This is a genomic window from Acidimicrobiales bacterium, from assembly GCA_035294085.1.
Lineage (GTDB): Bacteria > Actinomycetota > Acidimicrobiia > Acidimicrobiales > Bog-793 > DATGLP01.
Genome location: DATGLP010000019.1, coordinates 1 through 19,805 on the forward strand (window position 1 = coordinate 1; position 19,805 = coordinate 19,805).

A 19,805-nucleotide genomic window follows, 5' to 3' on the forward strand; every position below is an offset into this window, starting at 1 on the left:
CAACGCTACGCCACGAACCCAGGCAGATCAACGATTCCACCCCATGTCGTGTGTCTACAGCTTTCGGCGCCGCCCGCGCCGTTCGCCCAGCTCGGAGGGCCTATAGACCGGTCGACTTGCCTACGAGCTGCGGAACTCCGGATCGACGATCTTGGAACACCTCGCCGGCGGGTTGGCACGGTGAGGAGGAGGGAGCCACCAGCGCGGCGTGGTCTCGTGTAGTACGCCGGCGCGACCAGCCGGTCCGAGGTCACGAGGCTCGGCGCTCAGCTCGAGCGAGCCTCGCCGCCCTCAGCGCGCGCGATCGTCGGTTCGTGCGGCTCGTGCTCCGCGTCGAGCGTATGGACCAGCTCCTCGAGGCGGGTCGAGAGCGCCACGTGGTGCCGAGGTGGCTCGCGGAGGTCCTTGAGCTGTTCGGGGAGCTCGCGCCACTCGCGCTCGAAGTGAGACCGAGCCTGCGCGAGGTCATGCGCTCCCGCACCCACGCGGACGCCATCGTGCAGGACCGGAGCGAGCAGGGGTCGGACCCGGCCGGCCGGGGGAGGTTCGTCGGCAAGCGCGAGGGTGTCGCCGGACCAGTCCTCGGCGCGCCAGACCTGCTTCGGGCCGGGGTAGGTGACCTTGCCCGGTGACGTCTTGCGCACGGGCCTGCCGCGGAAGGCGACGAGCTTGTACGCGGTGTCCAGGACCGGAGCGTCGTCGGAGACGCCAAGCGCGGCGCCGACGCCGAAGCCGTCGATCGGGGCGTGAGCTTCGTGAACGAGCTCGTCGATCCGGTACTCGTCGAGTCCTCCGCTCGCGTAGATACGGACGCTGGCGAGACCCTCGTCATCGAGTCGTCGCCGTGCGTAACGGGCGAGCGTGGCCAGATCGCCTGAGTCGATCCGGATGCCTGCGACGTTGACTCCTCGCGCTCTGGCCTCAGCGGCCACGGCCACCGCTCGCTCTATGCCGAGCACCGGGTCGTAGGTGTCGACGAGGAGCACCGCCGCATCCGCGAGCGCTCGGACGAAGATGCGGAATGCCTCCATCTCGTCCGGATGCGCCTGCACGAACGAGTGCGCCATCGTGCCTGCGGCCTCGAGCCCGTAGCGGAGGGCACCGGCGACATTGCTGGTGGCGGGCAGGCCGACGAGCCTGCAGGACCGGGCGACGTGCATTCCGGCGTCGATGCCCTGAGTCCGGCGCAGGGCGAAGTCAGTAACGGCGCGGTCCCCAGCCGCGTGCCGAAGGCGGGCCGCCTTCGTGGCGAGGGTCGTCTGAAAGGTGATCTGGTTGAGCAGGAACGTCTCGGCGAGCTGGGCGGTGGCGATCGGCGCGTCGACCTCGAGAATCGGCTCCTGGGAGAAGACGATCGTTCCTTCCGGAACGGCGCGCACGGTTCCGTGGAAGCGCAGGTCGGCCAGCCAGTCGAGGAACTCGTCGCCAAAGATGCCGAGGCGGTCGATCGCCGCGAGCTCGGCCGGGCCGAAGTGGAGGTGCTCGAGCCAGTCGAGCGCGGCGTCGAGGCCAGCGGCGACGAGGTAGCCTCGGCTCGCAGGGAGGGCTCGTACGAAGAGGCTGAACGTCGCCGGTTCCCCGGCAATGCCCTCTCGCCGGTAGACGTCGGCCATCGTGAGCTCGTAGAGATCGACGAGCAGGGCCCGTGAGACCGCGTCGTCGGTCATGTCATCGGTGGGCGATCCCGCAGTGCATGGAGGCATCCTGCCGCGTCGCAGGGAGGGGGGCAAAGGAACGAGCGTGCCAGCTGTTGCGGCCGCTGCCTGGATGGGAGCGAGCCTCGATCCGCTCCGCAGCGGCCGGTGCCGGTACCGGGCGACACGGCTGCGCGGCTTCGCGCCGAGGCGGCGAGACGACTGTCTACCCGGGTCCCTCGAGTCTCACGTACGAGGATCGTCGAGCCTCGACTCCCATGTGCAGCCGCTGCGCTGCTGCAGGCTGGCCGACGCATCGTGGGTCGCCGCAACCCTCGAGGGCGCCACGCCGCACCACTCGGCTCGTGCGTGACTGCTGGCGCGGATGGCGTCCGCACCACACTGCGGCCAGGCCGGCCGCGCTGCGGAAGGAGGCACTGGGCGGCACCGCCGCGTCGGCTGTCGCGGGCAGCCGCGATCGCGGCCGCGGCGCCCCCGGCCTCCCAGAATACGAACTTCGGTCCGCTGGTGGAGGGGCCGGCCATCACCCTGGCCGGCCGGCACACCAAAGTGCGCCGTGAGGGCTTCGCCGAGTGAGGGCGTCAGAGGACGGCGAAGAACTCCGCTGGCGTGAGACCGGCCTGTCTGAGCACCGAGTGGAGGGTGCCGGTCGCACGCTCCCGATGCATCGGCACGATGACCGTTCGATCGCCGCCTCGGAGCTTGACGTGGCTGCCTCGCTGACTCACCTGCACGAAACCGGCCTTGGACAACGCCGCGATGACGTCGCCACCACCGACGACCGGCAGTGCCGGGCTCACGCGGACAGCTGGACCGTGGCGATGATCGGAGGTGCGACGACCTCGGGCATGGTCTCGTCCTCGATGTACAGCTCGAGCGCTTCCCGAAGATTGGCGAGAGCCTCGTCGACCGTGCGTCCCTGGCTGGCCACCTCGACCTCCAGGGCGCGCGCCGACGTACCACCCGTCTTCATGCGTGACCCCTGCCGTGAACTGCACGAGAACCACTCTACGGCGTAGTGGTTCGCGCCGTGGAAGGTCCGACCCGATGAAGACGCTGGTAGCGGATGTGGCGCCCCCGGCAGGATTCGAACCTGCGACCGACTGCTTAGAAGGCAGCTGCTCTCTCCGCTGAGCTACGGGGGCTGATGCAGCTACTCTGGCACGTTCTGCTCAAGGTTGGCAGCGGCCGGATCGCGCGCCGGGCTGCCTATCGCTGGTGGCTGACCAGGTCCGCGCAGCCTGCTGGGCGCAGCGTGTGACCTCGACCACTGATCGCGCGGTACGTTGCTCCGCCATCCGCAGGGCACGGCCGTATCGAGCGGCCACTCGTTCGGTCGACGCTCGGCAGCCGCCCCGTGCGCGCGAGGGTCTGCCGGGGGTCCCGAGTCCCTTCGGATCCTGCGCGTCGTGTGCCTGGCCTGGGGCTCCGGCCAGGGCGGTCTTGGCGCGCCGCGGCCTGTCGTGCGCGCTCGGGTGCGCCGCTCGCGCGGTGTGCCATGCTGGGAGCGCGTGAGGGGCTCGTGCCCTCCTGCGCGGTGGCCGTAGCTCAGCTGGTTAGAGCGCCAGGTTGTGGCCCTGGAGGTCGGGGGTTCAAGTCCCCTCGGTCACCCGAGCATCGCGCCGCTGGCCGATGACGGTGTCGGCGGCCAGACAGTAGGATGCCGCCCAAGCGCCTCTAGCTCAATTTGGCAGAGCAACGGACTCTTAATCCGCTGGTTCTGGGTTCGAGTCCCAGGGGGCGCACCACAACGACAGCGAACGCCGTCGCAACCCTGGCAGGAGCGGGGGCCGCTGGGCCGGTCGGCCCTGCCCTGGGGCGTGGGCTGTGGCCTGGTGCGCGGCCTCCGTCAGAGACGGGAGCGTCTCTCGAGCATCCGGAGGCCGGCGGACGACCCGTGGCAGACTCGAGCCCGGTCGGCCTTGGCGGCAACGCCGGGTGGCGGCGTGCGCGCGTGGCGGTGGTGGTCAAGCCTTCCGGATGGGACTCGCTCGGCCCAGCGCCGAAGCCGCCCGTCGCGTCACCGCTGCGTGGGGAGCAGGTGTGGCGAGCCTGGGTGGCACGCCACCGGAAGGACCTGCGAGTGCGCTTCGTCGAGTGGCACTCGCGCGTCTCGATCGGCGTCGGCCGGGTGGCCGGGACGATTCCCGTCCGCAGGCACCCGGGTGCGCAAGGACCACGTCGTGACCGTCGTGGTCGACGAGGAGGAGGAGATCGTGGCGCGAGGCGCGACGGGACCTGGCGCGCCGCCCGGAGGCGGGACGCCGCCGAGCGACAGGGCGCCCGCACGGGCAGCTGGTGGACCGACGCTCCCGTGAGCCCGCGTCGGCCAACGGAGGCGCGCCAATGGAGGCTCGAACGCCGAAGAGGCCTTCGGCGGCCCGCGCTGTTTCAGGGTTTGGCGCCGCTCGCCTCGACGGGCCGTCGGCCGGTCAGGTTGCAGGAACGCGCCAGCCGTAGCCTTCGGCGATCTCCCGGCAGGTCGGGCACAGGGGGTAGCGCTTCGGATCGTGCCTCGGCACCCAGACCTTGCCACAGAGCGCTCGGACGGCAGTGCCGTTCACGATGCCTTCCACGACCGTCGGGCCCGCCGGGATGAAGGCTCCCTCGTCCCGCTGGAAGCCCTCCAGGACGATGTGCGTCAGCCGCTCATGGTCCCCGTCGAGGTCCGGACTGGCCACTGACGAGAACGGCGTTGCCTGGACTTCCGTCACCGCACCTCCACCCGTTCGCATCGCCATTGTCGCGCGCGCGCCCGAGGTGACGTCGGCGCGCGCAGGCGCGAGACTGCGCCGGTGCTCTTCCTCGTCGTCGCCATCCTCGTGTCGGGGCTCGTGATCGGGGCGCTCGGACGGCTCGTCGTCCCTGGCCCGAACCCGATGGGCGTCGTCCAGACGATCCTCGTCGGCCTTGCCGGATCGCTCCTCGGCGGTCTCGTCGGCAGGCTCGTCTTTGGGCTGCGCTACCGCTACTCGTTCGGGCTCGCGCTCGTCCTGTCCGTGCTTGCCACGGCTCTCCTCGTCTACCTGCTCCAGCGACCGCGCAGGCGGGTCGGCTAGGCGAGCCGCATCGGGAGGTCTCCTACCGGTCGCCCGCCTCGCGAGGCGGCGCGCCGAGCGCCGCCCGGCTCGCGGCGAGCGCGCTGCGCACGACCTGTTCGGAGGGGTTCTCGCGGGCGAGCAGCTGCTCACGGGCCGCCTGCAGCTCCCGGAGCCAGGGCGAAGGCTCGCGCTCGAGGACACGCGATCCGACGGAGCGTGTCCGTGCCCAGGTGCACCGCAGCTCGTCCTCGGCACGGCTCAAGGCCACGTAGAGGAGGCGCCGCTCCTCGGCGACGGCGGTTGCGGTGGTCGCACGCGCGATCGGTACGAGGCCGGCCTCGAGCCCGGTCACGAACACGATCGGCCACTCGAGGCCCTTGGCGCGGTGGAAGGTGGTCACGTCGACGGCGTTCGTCGAGCTCGCGCTCGGCTCGGCGCGCAGCGTGCAGCGCAAGAAGGCCTGGAATCCGTCGGGGCCAGGGGTGGGGTCGAGGGCGAGGTAGTCGCTGGCCAGCCGGACGAGCAGGTCGAGGTCTGTCGCGCGCTCGCCGTCGGCGAGGTCGTAGCCGGTGACGGTGCCAGGTGCTTCGTCGGAGCGGGCAGCTGCGACGACGTCGTCGATCCATGCCGCCACGACCGCCGGTCCACCACTGTGGGGCAGCCAGCCCAAGGCTTCCACCACGGCCGGACGGCTCAGGAAGGCGGCGCCCGGGGCGCTACGCACCGGTATGCCGGCGGCCTGCAGGGCCTCGGCGAGCAGGACGAGCTGCGCATTGGTGCGTGCGAGGACCGCTACGTTGCGCCAGGTCTGGCCCGGCCCACACCGGCGGCGGATCGCTGTCGCGACGCTCGCGCCCTCGCTCGCGTCGGAGGGCAGGGCCGAGATCTCGGGCACGGGGCCGTCGGGCCGCAGGGCGGCCGTTGACGGCTCCCCCGCAGACGGCCCGCCACCGAGCACCGCACGTGCGAACGCGACGATCTGAGGGGTGGAGCGGTAGTTGGCCTCGAGACGGATCACGCGAGCAGCACGGAATCGCGTCGCGAACCCGGCCACTGCACTCGGATCCGCGCCGTTCCAGCCGTAGATGGACTGGCGCGGGTCGCCGACCGCGCACAGGTCCTGCCGTCCGCCGAGCCATGCCTCCAGCAGCGCGAGCTGGGCGGCGTTCGCGTCCTGCAGCTCGTCGACGAAGAAGTGCCGGAACTGCCAGCGCTGGAGCGCCGCCGCGTCCGCATCGCCGCCGATGAGCTCCGCGAGGCGAACGAGGAGGTCGTCGAAGTCGAGCAGGCGTCGCCGGCGCTTCTCCTGCTCGTAGCGGGCGAAGGTCTCGGCGACGACCTCGAGTGGTGCGAGGGGAGCGCGCTCGGCTGCTCTGGCGGCGGCGACGTACTCGTGGGGGCCGATCCGCCTGGCCTTCGACCACTCGATCTCGTGCGCGAGCGACGCCGTGAGTTCACGCGCCGCCGATGGCGGTCGAGATCGGTCGCGCCGAGGTGCGGGCCGGGTCGGGGCGAGCAGCTCGGCGAGGAGCTCGGTCCTGGAGGCGAGGACCCGTGGCGCAGCCTCGCCGCGCTCGAGCGCTCGCCGCCGGAGCTGGGCGAGCGCGACGGCGTGGAACGTCCCCGCGGTAATCGGCGCGCGCAGGCCCAGGCGAGCGAGTCGGTCCCGTAGCTCGGCGGCGGCCTTGCGCGTGAACGTGAGGGCGAGGACGTGCGCTGGCGCCGCATCGCCACGGGCGATACGCCAGGCGATCCGCCGGGTGAGCACGCGGGTCTTACCCGAACCGGCCCCAGCGAGCACGAGGAGAGGCGTGTCGGAGCAGGTGATCGCCTCCAGCTGGAGCGCGTCGCAGCCCGTGAGGAGGCGTGTCGACCACTCGTCCACGGTCGGAACCGTACTGCGCCGCCGTTTCCGGAGCTGATTCGGCGGGCGCGCGCGTTAGCGTCGGCGCGTGCTCAGCGCCTACGCCAAGGGCCGCGTCTTCGGCGAACGCCACGGCACGGGGACGCCCGGCGTCCTTGCCCTCCACGGCTGGGGTCGCTCGCACCGAGACTTCAGCGCGGTCCTGGGCCAGGTAGGGAGCGCCGGAGACCCCTTCGACGGCCGGGCGATCGACGCCCTCGCCGTCGACCTCCCGGGCTTCGGGGCGGCTCCGCCCCCTCCGGCCGTGTGGGGCACCGCCGACTACGCCGACTTCCTCCTACCCCTGCTCGACGAGATCGAGGGGCGCGTCGTCGTGTGCGGTCACTCCTTCGGCGGCCTCGTCGCCGCCCAGCTCGCCGCCCGCCACCCGGATCGGCTCAGCGGGCTAGTCCTCACCGGTGCTCCGCTGCTGCGTCCCGGTGGCCAGCGCCGTCGCCCACCGCTGCGGTACCGGGTGGTGCGCCGACTGGCCGAGCTCGGTCTTCTCGGCGAGGACCGGCTGGAGGCCTCCCGGCGTCGGCACGGCTCGCGCGACTATCGCGAGGCGACGGGGATCATGCGGCAGGTGCTCGTTCGCAGGCTCCAGGAGAGCTACGACGACCTGCTGGACCGCATCGACCTGCCGGTCGAGCTCGTGTGGGGCGACCGCGACACGGCGGCGCCCGTCAGTACCGCCTACGCGCTGGCATCCCGCCTGCGCCGGGCGCACCTCGTCGTCCTCGAGGGCGTCGGGCACCTCGTGCCGACGAGCGCTCCGGCGGCGCTGCGGGAGGCGATCGCACGGCTGACGACGTGAGCGTTCTCGCAGCCGTCGCGCTGGCCGCGGGGCTTGCCGCGACGGGGCTCGCCAGCGTGCGGTGGCTGCGCGTCGCGCAGCGGGAGCACTACCTCGCCGGTGCCGTCACCCGGTTCGCCAGTCGCTGGTGGCGGTGCGACGCGGCGCACGCCGTCGCGCTGCTCGCCGCGCTCGCGGGCGCGAGCGCAGCGGTGGTGACCCCAGGCGCGGGCCTCGTGAGCGCCGTCGTAGCGGCCTCCGGGCCGCGCGGGCTCACGCTGCGGGGACGGACCGGGAAGCTCGTCTGGACCGCCCGCCTGCGTCGGCTCGCCGCGGTCCTCGCGCTGCTCGTCTCGGCGGCGGTCGGTGGCGCCGGTGCCGTCGCCGGGCTCGGCGGGTCCGCAGCCGCGGCCGCGCTGTCCGCCATCCTCACGCCGACGCTCCTCGACGCCGCGCTCGCGATCGTCGCTCCCTACGAGGCGCGCGTCCTGCGGCGGTTCGTCTCGTCGGCCAGGCGCCGCCTGGAGCTCGTCCGGCCGACGATCGTCGGGATCACCGGCTCCTACGGGAAGACGACGACGAAGGGCTACGTCGCTCACCTCCTCGCCGGGCGCTACACGGTGGTCCGAAGCCCCCGCAGCTTCAACAACCAGGCCGGGCTCGCCCGAACCGTGAACGAGCTGCTGGTCCCGGGCACGGACGTGCTCGTCGCCGAGATGGGCGCCTACGGGCCGGGGGAGATCGCGGCGCTGTGCGAGTGGCTGCCGCCGAAGGTCGCGGTGATCACCGCCATCGGACCGGTGCACCTCGAGCGCTTCAAGAGCCTGCGGCGGACGCTCGCAGCCAAGGCCGAGATCACGACTCGGGCGGACACCGTCGTCGTGAACGTCGACGACGACCTCCTCGCGGAGCTGGCGCGCCAGCTCGAGGGGGAGGGGCGGCGCGTGCTGCGGTGCTCGGCCCGCGACGAGCAGGCCGACGTCTGCGTCCTCGTGACGGGTCCTTCCTGGTCGGTGCGCGTCGCTGGGTGCCAGTGCGCCGAGGTCGCCTTCCCCGGCGATCGCGAGCCAGGCAGCGCGACCAACGTCGCCTGCGCCGTCGGCGTCGCGCTCGCGCTCGGCGTCCCCCTGCAGGAGATCGCGCAGCGCCTGCCGAACCTGCCGGTGGCGGAGAGTCGCCTCCAGGTCGCCGGCGGCGGCGAGGGCCCCGTCGTGCTCGACGACACGTTCAACGCGAACCCGGCGGGCGCGGCGCTCGCGCTGCGACGCCTGACCGAGATCGGCCGGCGCCTCGGGGGGCGGATGGTCGTGGTGACGCCGGGGATGGTGGAGCTCGGGCCGATCCAGGCGCGCGAGAACGCGGCCTTCGCTCGATCGGCTGCCGCCGTGGCGACGGACCTCGTCATCGTCGGCGCGACGAACCGCAGGGCGCTGCTCGCTGGCGCGAGGAGCGCCCAGGCGGGACGCGGCGAGCGGGCGGACGGGCCGTCGGCCGCACCGGCCATCGTGACCGTGCCGAACCGCGAGGCCGCGGTCGCCTGGGTGCGCGCCGCGCTCACGGCGGGCGACGTGGTGCTCTACGAGAACGACCTCCCGGACCACTACCCGTAGGCCATCGCGGCCCCGGTGCGGCTCGCGACGTAGCATGCGAGCCGTGTCGCGGCCGGGGGAGTGGGACGGGCAGGGGCGCCGCGCTCCTGCACCGGCGGGGGGAGCTCCCGGCGGATGGCTTCCGTGGGCCGCGCGACGTGGTGGCGAGTGGAGGGCGTCGAACGTGACGGCCGTCTCGGCCGGGGGGAGGTCCTCGGGGCAGGCCGGCCACCGGGACGCCACCGAGCGCGTTCGGACCGTCAGGGCACGACGGCGGCGCTGGCTGGCCGCCGGCGTGCCGGAGCGGGCACGACGGTAGGCACGAGCGGGGAGGAGGACGGGGCGCGACGGCCGCGTGGCGGGCGGCGCGCTCGTGAGCGTGCGATGGACGGAACGCAGGCGATGCGGGTCGCGGTGCTCTTCGGAGGGCCCTCCCCCGAGCACGACGTGTCAATCCTCACCGGCCTCCAGGCTGCGCGGGCCCTCGTCCAGGTCCCTGGTGTCACCGAGCGGCGCACGCTGTACTGGGCGAAGACGGGCGCGTTCTACGAGGTGTCGGCCGACCTCGAGGCGGGCGCGTTCGCCGAGGGTGTCCCGACCGGTGCACGACCGCTGGACCTGCGCCTCGGGCCCGAGGGCGGCTTCTTCCGGCGGCGGGGCGGTCTGCTCGGGTCGAGCGGTCGCGTCGAGATCGACGCGGTCCTCGTCTGCTGCCACGGCGGTCCCGGGGAGGACGGAACGCTGCAGGGCGCGCTCGACCTCGCCGGTCTCGCCTACACCGGACCGAGCGCGGCGGGCGCGGCGCTCGGCATGGACAAGCTGGCGTCTGCCGCGCTGCTGCGGGCTGCGGGCCTCCCGACCCTGCCACGCCTCCTCGTGACCCCGAATTCGAAGGAGCCCGGGTTTGCCGGCCCCTACATCCTGAAGCCTCGCTACGGCGGGTCCTCCATCGGCATCGAGGTGGTGGCGGACTTCGGCACCGCGCTCGCTCGCCTCGAGGCGAGCGTGCACTTCCGCCGCGGGGCCGTTCTCGAGCCCTACCGGCCGGAGCTCTACGACCTCCAGGTGGCGGTGAGGACATGGCCCGCGCTCGAGCTGTCGGCCATCGAGCGTCCGCTCCGGCGGAGCGCGGGCGCGGAGATCCTCGGCTACGCGGACAAGTACGCCGGCGGCGAGGGGATGCTGCGCGCGCCGCGCGAGCTGCCTGCCCGGATCGCGTCGCAGCTCGCCGAGCGCGTGCGGGCGCTCGCGGGTGAGGCAGCCGCCGTGCTCGGCGCGCGCGGCGTGAGCCGGGTCGACTTCCTCTCCGACGGCGAGGAGCTCTTCGTGAACGAGATCAATACCATCCCAGGCTCGCTGTCCCGGCACCTGTTCATCGACCCCGAGGTGTCCTTCGGCGAGCTCCTGGCCGGCCTGCTCGCCGAGGCACGGGCCTGCCCCGCGGCAGCGCTCTCGTCGGCTGGCGCAGACGGGAGCGTGCTGCGCAGCGCGGGGAGCATCGCCGCGAAGCTCTCCTGAGCTCGAGCGCACGCCGCGCGGTGCCGGTCTCGCCGCACCAGCTCGCCGACGACGAGGACGTGCTCCTCGACGAGGGGCCGCACTGGGTCGCGCTCGTCGCACCGGTCTCGCTCGGTGTCGCGCTCGTCGCGGGCACCGTCGCCCTCGCGCTCGAGTGGCGCAGCGCGCCGTCGTGGGTGGCGCCCGCGCTCGCTGCCGTGGGCGTCGCGAGCGGCGGCTTCGTGGCGCTGCGCTACGGGCAGTGGCGGGCGACCCGCCTCGTCGTCACGACGCGCCGCGTCCTCTATCGCCGGGGCCTCGTGCGCCGATCGGGTCGTGCCGTCCCCCTCGAGCGGGTCGGCGACATCCGGTTCCGCCAGGGCGCGATCGAGCGGATCGTCGGGGCGGGCGAGCTCACCGTCGAGTCGGTCGCCGATCGCGAAGCGGAGCCGTTCTCGCACGTGCGCCGGCCCGAGCAGGTCCAGGAGCTGATCAACCTGGCCGCGGCTCGCGGCGCCGCGCAGCGGCGGCCGGGGGTGGGCGAGGTGACCGCCGCGCTCGACCTCCTCGTGGCGCTGCACCAACGCGGCATCCTCACGGCCGAGGAGCTCGCCGCGAAACGGGCGCAGCTCCTGGCGGGGCGGGATCGCAGGGGGCCCAGAGGCGGCAGCGGGCGCCCGCTGTAGGCTCGCGCCGTGGCCGTGCGGTACTGGATCGAGACCCTCGGCTGCCCGAAGAACCAGGTCGACTCCGACAAGCTGGCCGGCTCGCTCGACTCCCAGGGCTACCGGCCGGCCCGGGACGTGACCGCGGCCGACGTCGTCGTCGTAAACACCTGCGCGTTCATCGAGGCCGCCCGGGAGGAGTCGATCGAGACGATCCTCGCCGTGGCGTCCGCGAAGCGCCCCGGTGCCCGCCTGGTCGTGACCGGCTGCCTCGCCGCGCGCGCCGGGGCGCAGCTCGCCGACGCCCTGCCGGAGGTCGACCTCGTGCTCGACGTCGGCGTCCCCGTTCCCCTCGGTCCGAGGCCGCGCGCTCGCCGCGGCGTTGAGCGAGCCGGCTTCGACCTGCTCGAGCTGCCACGTCCGAGACCGCGCGCCCCGTGGGCGTACGTGAAGGTGGCCGAGGGCTGCGACCGCCGGTGCGGCTTCTGCGCCATCCCGTCCTTTCGCGGTCCGCAGCGGTCCCGCCCGCCCGAGGCGATCCTCGCCGAGGTGGAGCAGCTCGGCGTCCGAGAGGTGGTGCTCGTGGCCCAGGACCTCGCCTCCTACGGCCGGGACCGAGGGGCAGCGGGCGCGCTGCTCCCCCTCGTCGCCGAGGTCGCACGTCGCGTCGAGCGGGTCCGCCTCCTCTACCTCTACCCGGCCTCGGTGAGCGACGAGCTCATCGACGCGGTGGTGGCGACGGGCGTTCCGTACTTCGACCTCTCGCTGCAGCACGCCTCCCGGCGTCTGCTGCGTCGCATGCGGCGCTACGGGAGCGCCGAGCGCTTCCTCGAGCGGATCGCCGCGATCCGGCGTGCCGCGCCGGATGCGGCGCTGCGCTCGTCGTTCATCGTCGGCTACCCCGGCGAGACGGAGGAGGACCACGACGTGCTCCTCGAGTTCCTCGCAGCGGCCCAGCTCGACTGGGCCGGCTTCTTCCGCTTCTCTCCCGAGGAGGGAACCCTCGCCGCCACGCTCCCTGACCAGGTCCCCGAGGACGTGGCCCTCGAGCGCCTGCGCGAGTGCGGCGAGCTCCAGGACGCGATCACCACCGAGCGTCGCCAGAGGCTCGTGGGATCGACCTGCGAGGTGCTCGTCGACGCCCCCGGCATCGGTCGCAGCCACCGAGAGGCGCCCGAGATCGACGGTGTCGTGCGCCTGCCGCCGAGGCTTCGACGAGGCAGCCTGCACGAGGTCGCCATCGCGGCCGCCGAGGGCCCCGACCTCATCGCCACGGGGGCACGGCCACGGGGCCGAGGCGATGAGTGGCGATGAGTGAGGAGAGCGGCAAGGCCTTCGGGCCGAGCGCCATCGCGACGCCAGCGAACGCCCTCACGCTCGGCCGGCTCGTCGTGTCGCCGCTCTTCGCGCTGCTCGTGGGCGCGATCGGCTCGACCTCCTGGCTGCTGTGGGCGCTGTGGTGCGTGCTCGTGCTGTCCGACGGGCTCGACGGGTACGTGGCACGCTGGCACGGCACGACGCGCTCTGGCGCCTTCCTCGACCCGCTCGCCGACAAGTTCCTCGTGCTCGGGGCGCTCGCCGCGCTCGCCGTCGTCGGAACGTTCGCGTGGCTGCCGGTCGCGCTCATCGCGTTCCGCGAGGTCGCGATGAGCGCCTACCGCTTCCGCGCCGGCCGGCGTGGGGTGTCGGTGCCGGCGCGGCGGCTGGCGAAGGCGAAGACGGTCGTCCAGGACCTCGCGGTGGGCCTGGCGATCCTGCCGCCCCTCGGCACCGCGCATCCGAGCGCCGCTCGCACGACGCTGTGGGTGGCCGTCGCCCTCACCCTCGTGAGCGGGATCGAGTACGTCCTCGACGCCCGGCGACAGCTGCGGGGCGCCCGCCCCGGCACGGCACGGGTGCTCACCGGCGGCTCGCCGCGCTGAGGGTCGACGTGCGCGTCGAGATCGTGGCGGTCGGGTCGGAGCTGCTGCTCGGCCAGAGCGTCGACACGAACTCGACCGTCATTGCCGCGCACCTCGCCGAGGCGGGGATCGACTGCCAGTTCCAGGTGCGCGTCGGGGACAACGTCGAGCGCATCGCGATGGCCCTGCGCGCCGCGCTGGCGCGCGCCGACGCGGTCGTGGTCTGCGGTGGCCTCGGCCCCACGCAGGACGACGTGACGCGCGAGGCCATCGCGGCGGTGATGGGGGTGGAGCTGCGCGAGGACCGTGACGCCGCCGCCCTGGTCCGCGCGGCGTTCGCGCGGCGCGGCCGGGCCATGGCGGCGAGCAACCTCCGCCAGGCCCTCGTGCCCGTGGGCGCGTCCATCATCCCGCAGCGCCTCGGCACGGCGCCCGGCCTCGTCTGCCCCGTCGGCGACCGCGTCGTCTACGCGCTCCCCGGTGTGCCGCGGGAGCTCGAGGAGATGCTCGAGCGAGCGGTGCTCCCCGACCTCCGCCGCCGCGCCGGCTCGGCCGCGGTGATCTTGAGCAGGACCCTGCGCACGGCCGGGCTCGCGGAGTCCGTGCTCGCCGAGATCCTCGAGCCACGGTTCCGGGCGCTCGAGGCATCCGGGCCTGGCGCGGTGACGATCGCCTTCCTCGCGAGCGGCGTCGAGGGGATCAAGGTGCGCCTCACCGTGAAGGCGCCGAACCAGGTCGAAGCGGCGAGAGCGCTCGACGCCGAGGAGGAGGAGGTGCGTCGCCTCCTCGGCGACGCGGTCTTCGGCGTCGACGACGAGACGATGGAGGCCGCGGTCGGCAAGCTCCTGCGCGAAGGCGGGAGGATGCTCGCGCTCGCCGAGTCCTTCACCGGCGGGCTCATGGCGTCGCGGGTAGTGGCGCTCGCGGGTGCGAGCGAGTGGTTCGCCGGTGGCGTCGTGACCTACGCCAGCGAGGCGAAGCGACGGGTGCTCGAGATCGAGGTCGACGGCGTCGTCTCCGGCCGGACGGCGGCGGCGATGGCCGAGGCGGTCCGCTCGCTCTTCGGCGCGGATGTCGGGCTGGCCACGACCGGCGTCGCGGGGCCGGACCGTCTGGAGGGCCGGCTGCCGGGAACGGCGTTCGTCGGGATCGCCCTCGACGGGGAGCCCGCCGAGGCGCTCGAGCTGTCGCTCCCGGGGGATCGGGAGCAGGTGCGAGGGCTCGGGACCCTCAGCGCCTTCGATGCCCTGCGGCGACGCCTCCTCACCCGGGCGCGCCGGACAGCCTGACGGCGGCTTCGAGAACCCTCCGGGCTTCGTCGTCGAAGGCGACGAGGCGGGCGAGCCGAACGGCCGTCGGCGTCGTCCGCAGCGTCTGGACCGCGACCGCCGCCGCGGCGTCCGGCGGGTAGCCGTAGGCGCCGGTGGAGATCGCCGGGAAGGCGATGGAGGTCGCCCCGACCTCGTCGGCGAGCTGGAGGCAGCGTCGGTAGCAGGACGCGAGTAGCTCCGGCTCGCCGTGACGCCCGTCGCGGTAGACGGGGCCGACGGCGTGCGCGATGTAGCGCGCCGGGAGCCGGAAGCCCGGCGTCAGCTTCGCATCGCCCACCGCGCACCCACCGAGGGCGGCGCACGCGGCGCGCAGCTCGGCCCATCCCGCGGCACGGTGGATGGCCCCGTCCACGCCACCGCCGCCGGCGAGCCGCGGGTTCGCGGCGTTGACGACGACGTCGACGTGCTCGCGGGTGATGTCGCCGAGCACGACCTCGAGGCGCAGCGCCACGGGACCAGTCTCGCGCCGCCTCGCCGAGCGCGCGGCGGGCGCGCCCTCGCGGCGAGGGCGCCCGGCGGGGATCAGGTGAGGTGGGCCCTCAGGATCGCCTCGACCGCGTCGGGATCGTCAGGCGTGATGACCGGCGTGATCGTCCGCCCGACGTCGACGTAGAGCGCGGTGGACTTGGCCGGCCGGCGTGGGTCGAGGTTCCACCAGTGCACGAGGTCGCCCGAGCCCCAGATGCGCCAGCGGCCGGAGAGCCCGGTGAGCGGCCGCCTCGTGACGGCGCGGATCCTCCGGTAGGGGATCGTCTTGGCCGCACCCCAGAGGTAGTACCAGCGGATGGTGAGGGCCTGGTCGTCGCACGCGATGCGGCCGTCGTCGTAGAGCACCGCGCAAGTATCGCCGACCGGTCGAACGCGCGCGCTGGTCGCCAGGGTGGGGCGCAGCAGGGGTCGTGGGCATCCACCAACGAACAGGTGTTCGGAACTACAGTCACGTGAGTACCCGTGGCGGCGCGCGGGGAGGCGATACAGCCACTCCCTATCGTCTCGGGGCCAAGCGCAGGCTGCCGGTTGCCGGCTGGAGAGGGAGCGAGGGGAATGGAGCGAGACAAGGCGCTCGAGGCGGCGCTCGGCCAGATCGAGCGGCAGTTCGGCAAGGGCTCGGTCATGCGCATGGGCGAGCACCTCTCGATGGCGATCGAGTCGATCTCGACCGGGGCGATGTCGCTCGACCTCGCGCTCGGCGTGGGCGGCCTGCCGCGTGGCCGGATCGTCGAGGTGTACGGCCCCGAGTCCTCGGGGAAGTCGACCCTCGCCCTCCACGTGGTGGCGGAGGCGCAGCGGAACGGCGGCATCTGCGCCTACATCGACGCAGAGCACGCCATGGACCCGGTCTACGCGAAGGCCATCGGCGTCGACATCGACGAGCTGCTCATCTCCCAGCCGGACACCGGTGAGCAGGCGCTCGAGATCGCCGAGCTGCTGGTGCGCTCGGGCGCGATCGACGTCCTCGTGGTGGACTCGGTGGCCGCGCTGACGCCACGTGCCGAGATCGAAGGCGAGATGGGGGACAGCCACGTCGGCCTGCAGGCGAGGCTGATGTCCCAGGCGTTGCGCAAGCTGACCGCCGCGCTGTCGAAGTCGAAGACGATCGCGCTGTTCATCAACCAGCTCCGGGAGAAGATCGGCGTCGTCTACGGCTCGCCGGAGGTGACCCCGGGTGGCCGGGCCCTCAAGTTCTACGCCTCGGTGCGCCTCGAGATCCGCCGAGCCGAGCAGATCAAGGACGGCACCGAGGTCATCGGGAGCAGGACGCGGGTGAAGATCGTGAAGAACAAGTGCGCCCCGCCCTTCCGCCAGGCGGAGTTCGACATCATGTACGGCAAGGGGATCAGCCGCGAGGGCTCGATCCTCGACGTCGCCGTCGACCTCGGCATCGTGAAGAAGTCCGGCGCCTGGTACACGTACGAGGGTGAGCAGCTCGGGCAGGGACGCGAGAACGCGAAGCAGTTCCTGCGCGAGACCCCGGAGCTGATGGTCGACCTGGACCAGCGGATCCGCAGGGAGGTAGCCGACAAGCTCGGTATCGACGTCCCCCTCGGGGCCGGAATCGGTGACGACGAGCCGATCACCCTCGCCGAGGACTGATCCGATCCTCAGCGCGGGATCGAGGTGTGCTTGAACTCGTTGAGCTCGGTGTGTGACGTGAGCAGGTCGAGCACCCGATCGATCGTGGCGCGGGCCTCCTCCCCGCTGCGCGGACGGCTGAGCAGGCGGACGAACGCCGCCTGCTCGCCGGCGATGAAGGTCGGCACGCCGAAGACCGCGTGCGAGGCCACGAGGCCTCGGTGCTCCGTCGCGAGCAGGTCGTAGGGCCAACCCGCGTCGAGCTCCGCGAAGACGGCGTCAGCGTCCGCTCCCCCCTCCTTCAGCGCGGCGCGAGCCGTCTCCTCCTCGCGCAGGTCGCGGCCGTGCTCGTGGCGCGCCACGAAGAAGGCGGTGTGGACCGCGAGGAAACGGTCCGGAAAGCGCTCGCGCACGACGAGGGCCGCCGCCTGCGCCACGAGCTCGTTGCGCTTGCTCGGGTCGTCGAAGACGCTCAGGCCGCCTTCGGGGACGTGCACCTCGGGCAGGCTGAAGGCCCGGAAGGTGACCTCGTAGGGCGCTCCGGCCCGCATCGCGGCGACGACGTGCTCGCTGGCATTGCGCGCGAATGGGCAGCGGTAGTCGAATGCAACGGAGAACGAGCGAGTGGTCATGCAACGATCAACTCCGGCACCCGCCGAGAGATTCCCCGCGGCGTCCGGCGTGCGGCGGGCCCGTCCCGGCGACGTCGCGCCGATCGCCGCGTCCTTGGCCCGGGCGTTCGCGCACGACCCGGTCGCGTGCTACCTCTTCCCCGCCGCGGCGCGTCGCGAGGCCAGCCTGCGCCGATTCTTCGCGCTGCAGCTTCGGCACCACTACCTGCCCCGCGGCGAGGTCTTCACGACCGCCGAGCGAGACGCGGCCGCCCTGTGGATGCCGCCGAGCGCGGCGCCGCCGGACCTGGCCCGGCAGCTGGCCGACGTCCTCCTCCTCGCCCCCGTGCTGCGAGGGCGGCTGCTCGCTGCCCGCCAGCTGGCGCGGCTGCTGGCCGCGCACCACCCCGAAGCCCGTCACTACTACCTCGGGACGCTCGGGACCGACCCGCGCCGCCAGGGCGAAGGTCGTGGCTCGGCGCTGCTGCAGCCGGTGCTCGAGGCCTGCGATCGCTCGGGGACCGAGGCCTACCTCGAGTGCTCTCGTGCCGGAACCGTCCCCTTCTACGTCCGCCACGGCTTCCGCGTCACGGCGCAGGTGACGGCGCCGGCGGGCGGCCCGACGCTGTGGCTGATGGCACGCCGGCCACGGGCCTGAGCCCGACCGCGGGCGGCTCGTGCCGGGCGCGCCCGACCTCGGTTGGGATCGGTCGGACGCCGGGTGGGGTGCGGCCCGGGTCGAGGACGACCTCGGTCAGGATGTCGAGCACCGCGCGCACGGGCGCGCCGGGCATGCCGCGGCGGCGCTGGGCGAAGCCGACGAGGCGCGGGGCGAGGCCCTCCACGGGAACGAGCGTCCAGCGCTCGCGCAGGCCCGGTGTCATCGCGCCGGAGGGAAGGATCGAGAAGCCGGAGCCCTCGAAGGTGAGCGAGGCGATCAGCCGGAGGCTGTCCATCTCGGCTCGCGGTCGGAGGGTGACGCCGGCGGCGCGAGTGAGGGCGTCGAGGTCGTCCCGGTAGGCGCTGCCCCGCGTCGGCAGCAGCAGGGGCAGGCGAGCGAGGTCGGCGAGGCTGACTCGATCGGCCGCGGCGAGAGGGTGGTCGCTCGGCAGGACGAGGCCGAGGTCCTCCTCGAAGAGCGGCACCGTGCGCACCTCGGTACCCGAGGCGGGCAGGGCCAGCACGCCGATGTCGACCTGCCCGCTCGCCAGCTGGCTGTCGAGGCCGAGCGTCGTCGCCTCGATGAAGACGAGGTGGAGGTGAGGGTGGCGGAGAGGGACGAGGTCGAGCAGCCCGGGCACGAGCCAGCGAGCAGCGGTCCCGATGGCGCCGAGGCGCACGGTTCCGATGACCTCGTGGCTCAGGGCCGTGACGTCCGAGCTCATCGCGTCGAGCTCGCCGATCACGCGGCGCGCTCGCGCGACGACGAGCTCGCCCGCCTCGGTGAGCTCGCCGGTGGCGCGATCGACGAGCGAGGTTCCGAGCTCTACCTCGAGCTTCTTCACGTGCGTCGAGATGTTCGACTGGACCGTGGCGAGGGCGTCAGCGGCTGCAGAGAACGACCCGTGCTCCGCGATGGCGACGATGGCGTTCAGCTGCCGGAGGTCCATCGCTAAAGACGATAGCAAATATCTACCGAAACTGTTTGACTGATGGGCCACCAGGGCAGATACTGGTGTCAGACCGCAGGCGACATCGGATCCCCCCTCCGATACCTGGCGGGATGACAGGAAGGAGCCGGATCCCCCCTCCGGCTCCTTCTTCGCGTCTCGGACCGGAACCTAGCCGTCGCGGACCAGGGCGTGTCAAGCCGTGGCTCGATCACCAGGGCTTGGCCGACCCGCGGGGCTGTCTCGGCCGGTCGCGGCGCGCGCTCTCTGCGAGCGCCCAGGCGCGCCGCCACGCAGCGGCCTGCGGTCCGCGGAACGCCGGGGTCGTGCCGCGCGCGGCGCGCCGACGTGCCGACCACCAGTCGCTCTCGGCCTCGTCCGCCAGCGCCGCGACGGCCGCCTCGATGCGTGCCGCGAAGCGCCGGGCGTCCTCCTCACGGCCGCCTGGTGTCGGGGCGAGCGGCGAGAGCGGGGACCCGAAGCGGACCTCGACCGTTCCTGGACGCAGCGTGCCCCGGCCCTTGGGCAGGAGCGGTCGCACCCCCTTCAGGTGGATCGGGACGACGGGCACGCCGCAGCGCTTCGCGAGGTAGGCAGCGCCGCCGCGGAACTCCTGGCCCCAGCCGTCGGGGCTGCGACCTCCCTCCGGGAAGATGACGAGGCTCCAGCCCTCGCCGAGCAGCTCGGCGGCGAGGTCGGCGCTCCTGCGGTTCACCTTCGTGCGCTCCATCGGGATGGTCCCGAGCAGCAGCGGCCACAGGCGTGCCTTCCAGGCCCGGTCGAAGAAGTAGTCGGCGGCCGCTGCCACGACGGCGCGATGGCGGAAGCGGGCCGGGAGCGCGCTGAGCACGATCGCGGTGTCGAGGTGGCTCGTGTGGTTCGCGGCGAAGATGACCGGGGCGCGCAGCGCCGCGAGGTGCTCGCTGCCGAGGACCTTCGGTCGGGTCGCGAGGTAGGTGAGGGGACGGGTCACGTTGTCGAGGAGGAGCGCGCGAACGAACCGAGCTGGCGGGCGGCGGCTCCACGCGGTGTCGTAGTCGACGCCGAGGTCGCGGCGCACGGGCGGGCGGGGCACGGTGCCGGGCCACGGGGGCCGGCGCACCACCGCCTCGACGCGGGCGGGGACGCGCATG

20 protein-coding genes and 3 tRNA genes are annotated in these 19,805 nt (G+C 73.3%); 12 read left to right on the forward strand and 11 right to left on the reverse strand.

Features of this window, described 5'->3' with window-relative positions:
* Positions 1-266: 266 nt before the first annotated feature.
* The 4 genes from VKV23_06320 to VKV23_06335 form a co-directional block, all read right to left on the reverse strand.
* Positions 267-1,667, reverse strand: a complete 1,401-nt coding sequence (locus tag VKV23_06320; GenBank protein ID HLI15650.1) for a nicotinate phosphoribosyltransferase — start codon at positions 1,665-1,667, stop codon at positions 267-269.
* A 569-nt stretch (positions 1,668-2,236) separates the two neighbouring features.
* Positions 2,237-2,455 (reverse strand): type II toxin-antitoxin system HicA family toxin, encoded by a 219-nt coding sequence (locus tag VKV23_06325; GenBank protein HLI15651.1) that lies wholly within the window; start codon positions 2,453-2,455, stop codon positions 2,237-2,239.
* Positions 2,452-2,628 carry a type II toxin-antitoxin system HicB family antitoxin gene (locus VKV23_06330; protein ID HLI15652.1) on the reverse strand — a complete coding sequence of 59 codons (177 nt, stop codon included), beginning with the start codon at positions 2,626-2,628 and terminating at the stop codon, positions 2,452-2,454. The genes VKV23_06325 and VKV23_06330 overlap by 4 nt, the downstream gene beginning before the upstream one ends.
* A 96-nt stretch (positions 2,629-2,724) precedes the next feature.
* Positions 2,725-2,800, reverse strand: a tRNA-Arg gene (locus tag VKV23_06335).
* Positions 2,801-3,192: 392 nt separating this feature from the next.
* Here VKV23_06335 and VKV23_06340 point away from each other — a divergent pair.
* Positions 3,193-3,266 (forward strand) — tRNA-His (locus VKV23_06340).
* Positions 3,267-3,326: 60 nt separating this feature from the next.
* Positions 3,327-3,403: transfer RNA gene (locus VKV23_06345), tRNA-Lys, on the forward strand.
* 684 nt (positions 3,404-4,087) lie between these two features.
* Here VKV23_06345 and VKV23_06350 read toward each other — a convergent pair.
* Positions 4,088-4,369 (reverse strand): DUF3039 domain-containing protein, encoded by a 282-nt coding sequence (locus VKV23_06350; protein ID HLI15653.1) that lies wholly within the window; start codon positions 4,367-4,369, stop codon positions 4,088-4,090.
* A gap of 81 nt (positions 4,370-4,450) precedes the next feature.
* Between VKV23_06350 and VKV23_06355 the strand changes: the two genes are divergently transcribed.
* Positions 4,451-4,714, forward strand: coding sequence for a hypothetical protein (locus tag VKV23_06355; GenBank protein HLI15654.1), 264 nt, complete (start codon positions 4,451-4,453; stop codon positions 4,712-4,714).
* A gap of 22 nt (positions 4,715-4,736) precedes the next feature.
* Here VKV23_06355 and VKV23_06360 read toward each other — a convergent pair whose 3' ends face one another.
* Positions 4,737-6,581, reverse strand: a complete 1,845-nt coding sequence (locus VKV23_06360) for an ATP-dependent helicase (GenBank protein HLI15655.1) — start codon at positions 6,579-6,581, stop codon at positions 4,737-4,739.
* 67 nt (positions 6,582-6,648) lie between these two features.
* On the opposite strand from VKV23_06360, the gene VKV23_06365 reads away from it, so the two are divergent.
* From VKV23_06365 to VKV23_06395, 7 genes are all read left to right on the forward strand, one after another.
* Positions 6,649-7,416, forward strand: a complete 768-nt coding sequence (locus tag VKV23_06365; protein ID HLI15656.1) for an alpha/beta hydrolase — start codon at positions 6,649-6,651, stop codon at positions 7,414-7,416.
* Positions 7,413-9,005 (forward strand): Mur ligase family protein, encoded by a 1,593-nt coding sequence (locus VKV23_06370; protein HLI15657.1) that lies wholly within the window; start codon positions 7,413-7,415, stop codon positions 9,003-9,005. The genes VKV23_06365 and VKV23_06370 overlap by 4 nt, the downstream gene beginning before the upstream one ends.
* 363 nt (positions 9,006-9,368) lie before the next feature.
* A complete protein-coding gene (locus VKV23_06375) occupies positions 9,369-10,502 on the forward strand; it encodes a hypothetical protein (GenBank protein ID HLI15658.1) in 1,134 nt (377 codons plus the stop codon).
* A gap of 20 nt (positions 10,503-10,522) precedes the next feature.
* Entirely contained in the window at positions 10,523-11,167 is a 645-nt protein-coding gene (locus VKV23_06380; GenBank protein ID HLI15659.1) for a PH domain-containing protein, read from the forward strand.
* 9 nt (positions 11,168-11,176) lie between these two features.
* Positions 11,177-12,460 carry a 30S ribosomal protein S12 methylthiotransferase RimO gene (gene rimO / locus VKV23_06385; GenBank protein HLI15660.1) on the forward strand — a complete coding sequence of 428 codons (1,284 nt, stop codon included), beginning with the start codon at positions 11,177-11,179 and terminating at the stop codon, positions 12,458-12,460.
* The gene (pgsA, locus tag VKV23_06390) at positions 12,457-13,068 is read left to right on the forward strand and encodes a CDP-diacylglycerol--glycerol-3-phosphate 3-phosphatidyltransferase (protein HLI15661.1); all 612 of its coding nucleotides are present in this window, start codon (positions 12,457-12,459) and stop codon (positions 13,066-13,068) included. Before rimO ends, pgsA begins: the two co-directional genes overlap by 4 nt.
* Before the next feature lie 8 nt (positions 13,069-13,076).
* Positions 13,077-14,336, forward strand: coding sequence for a competence/damage-inducible protein A (locus tag VKV23_06395; protein HLI15662.1), 1,260 nt, complete (start codon positions 13,077-13,079; stop codon positions 14,334-14,336).
* Here the strand turns inward: VKV23_06395 and VKV23_06400 are convergent.
* A complete protein-coding gene (locus VKV23_06400) occupies positions 14,311-14,829 on the reverse strand; it encodes an O-acetyl-ADP-ribose deacetylase (GenBank protein ID HLI15663.1) in 519 nt (172 codons plus the stop codon). The genes VKV23_06395 and VKV23_06400 overlap by 26 nt on opposite strands.
* 71 nt (positions 14,830-14,900) lie before the next feature.
* Positions 14,901-15,212 (reverse strand): hypothetical protein, encoded by a 312-nt coding sequence (locus tag VKV23_06405; protein HLI15664.1) that lies wholly within the window; start codon positions 15,210-15,212, stop codon positions 14,901-14,903.
* A gap of 210 nt (positions 15,213-15,422) precedes the next feature.
* On the opposite strand from VKV23_06405, the gene recA reads away from it, so the two are divergent.
* Positions 15,423-16,472 (forward strand): recombinase RecA, encoded by a 1,050-nt coding sequence (gene recA, locus VKV23_06410; GenBank protein ID HLI15665.1) that lies wholly within the window; start codon positions 15,423-15,425, stop codon positions 16,470-16,472.
* Positions 16,473-16,480: 8 nt separating this feature from the next.
* On the opposite strand, the gene VKV23_06415 is transcribed toward recA, so the two are convergent.
* A complete protein-coding gene (locus VKV23_06415) occupies positions 16,481-17,083 on the reverse strand; it encodes a DsbA family protein (GenBank protein ID HLI15666.1) in 603 nt (200 codons plus the stop codon).
* Between the two features lie 49 nt (positions 17,084-17,132).
* Here VKV23_06415 and VKV23_06420 point away from each other — a divergent pair, with 49 nt between their 5' ends.
* Positions 17,133-17,720, forward strand: coding sequence for a GNAT family N-acetyltransferase (locus VKV23_06420; protein ID HLI15667.1), 588 nt, complete (start codon positions 17,133-17,135; stop codon positions 17,718-17,720).
* On the opposite strand, the gene VKV23_06425 is transcribed toward VKV23_06420, so the two are convergent.
* Both VKV23_06425 and VKV23_06430 read right to left on the reverse strand, forming a co-directional pair.
* On the reverse strand, positions 17,650-18,672 hold the full coding sequence (locus tag VKV23_06425) for a LysR family transcriptional regulator (protein ID HLI15668.1): 1,023 nt from the start codon (positions 18,670-18,672) through the stop codon (positions 17,650-17,652). The genes VKV23_06420 and VKV23_06425 overlap by 71 nt on opposite strands.
* 211 nt (positions 18,673-18,883) lie before the next feature.
* Positions 18,884-19,804, reverse strand: coding sequence for a lysophospholipid acyltransferase family protein (locus tag VKV23_06430; protein ID HLI15669.1), 921 nt, complete (start codon positions 19,802-19,804; stop codon positions 18,884-18,886).
* Position 19,805: the final 1 nt, after the last annotated feature.

What these genes read in the sequence shown, in the direction of transcription:
- VKV23_06320 (HLI15650.1), bottom strand. Translation starts at nt 1,667, where the DNA reads ATGACCGACGACGCGGTCTCACGGGCCCTGCTCGTCGATCTCTACGAG.
- VKV23_06330 (HLI15652.1), bottom strand. Translation starts at nt 2,628, where the DNA reads ATGAAGACGGGTGGTACGTCGGCGCGCGCCCTGGAGGTCGAGGTGGCC.
- VKV23_06375 (HLI15658.1), top strand. Translation starts at nt 9,369, where the DNA reads ATGGACGGAACGCAGGCGATGCGGGTCGCGGTGCTCTTCGGAGGGCCC.
- pgsA (HLI15661.1), top strand. Translation starts at nt 12,457, where the DNA reads ATGAGTGAGGAGAGCGGCAAGGCCTTCGGGCCGAGCGCCATCGCGACG.
- recA (HLI15665.1), top strand. Translation starts at nt 15,423, where the DNA reads ATGGAGCGAGACAAGGCGCTCGAGGCGGCGCTCGGCCAGATCGAGCGG.
- VKV23_06415 (HLI15666.1), bottom strand. Translation starts at nt 17,083, where the DNA reads ATGACCACTCGCTCGTTCTCCGTTGCATTCGACTACCGCTGCCCATTC.
- VKV23_06425 (HLI15668.1), bottom strand. Translation starts at nt 18,672, where the DNA reads ATGGACCTCCGGCAGCTGAACGCCATCGTCGCCATCGCGGAGCACGGG.
- VKV23_06430 (HLI15669.1), bottom strand. Translation starts at nt 19,804, where the DNA reads ATGCGCGTCCCCGCCCGCGTCGAGGCGGTGGTGCGCCGGCCCCCGTGG.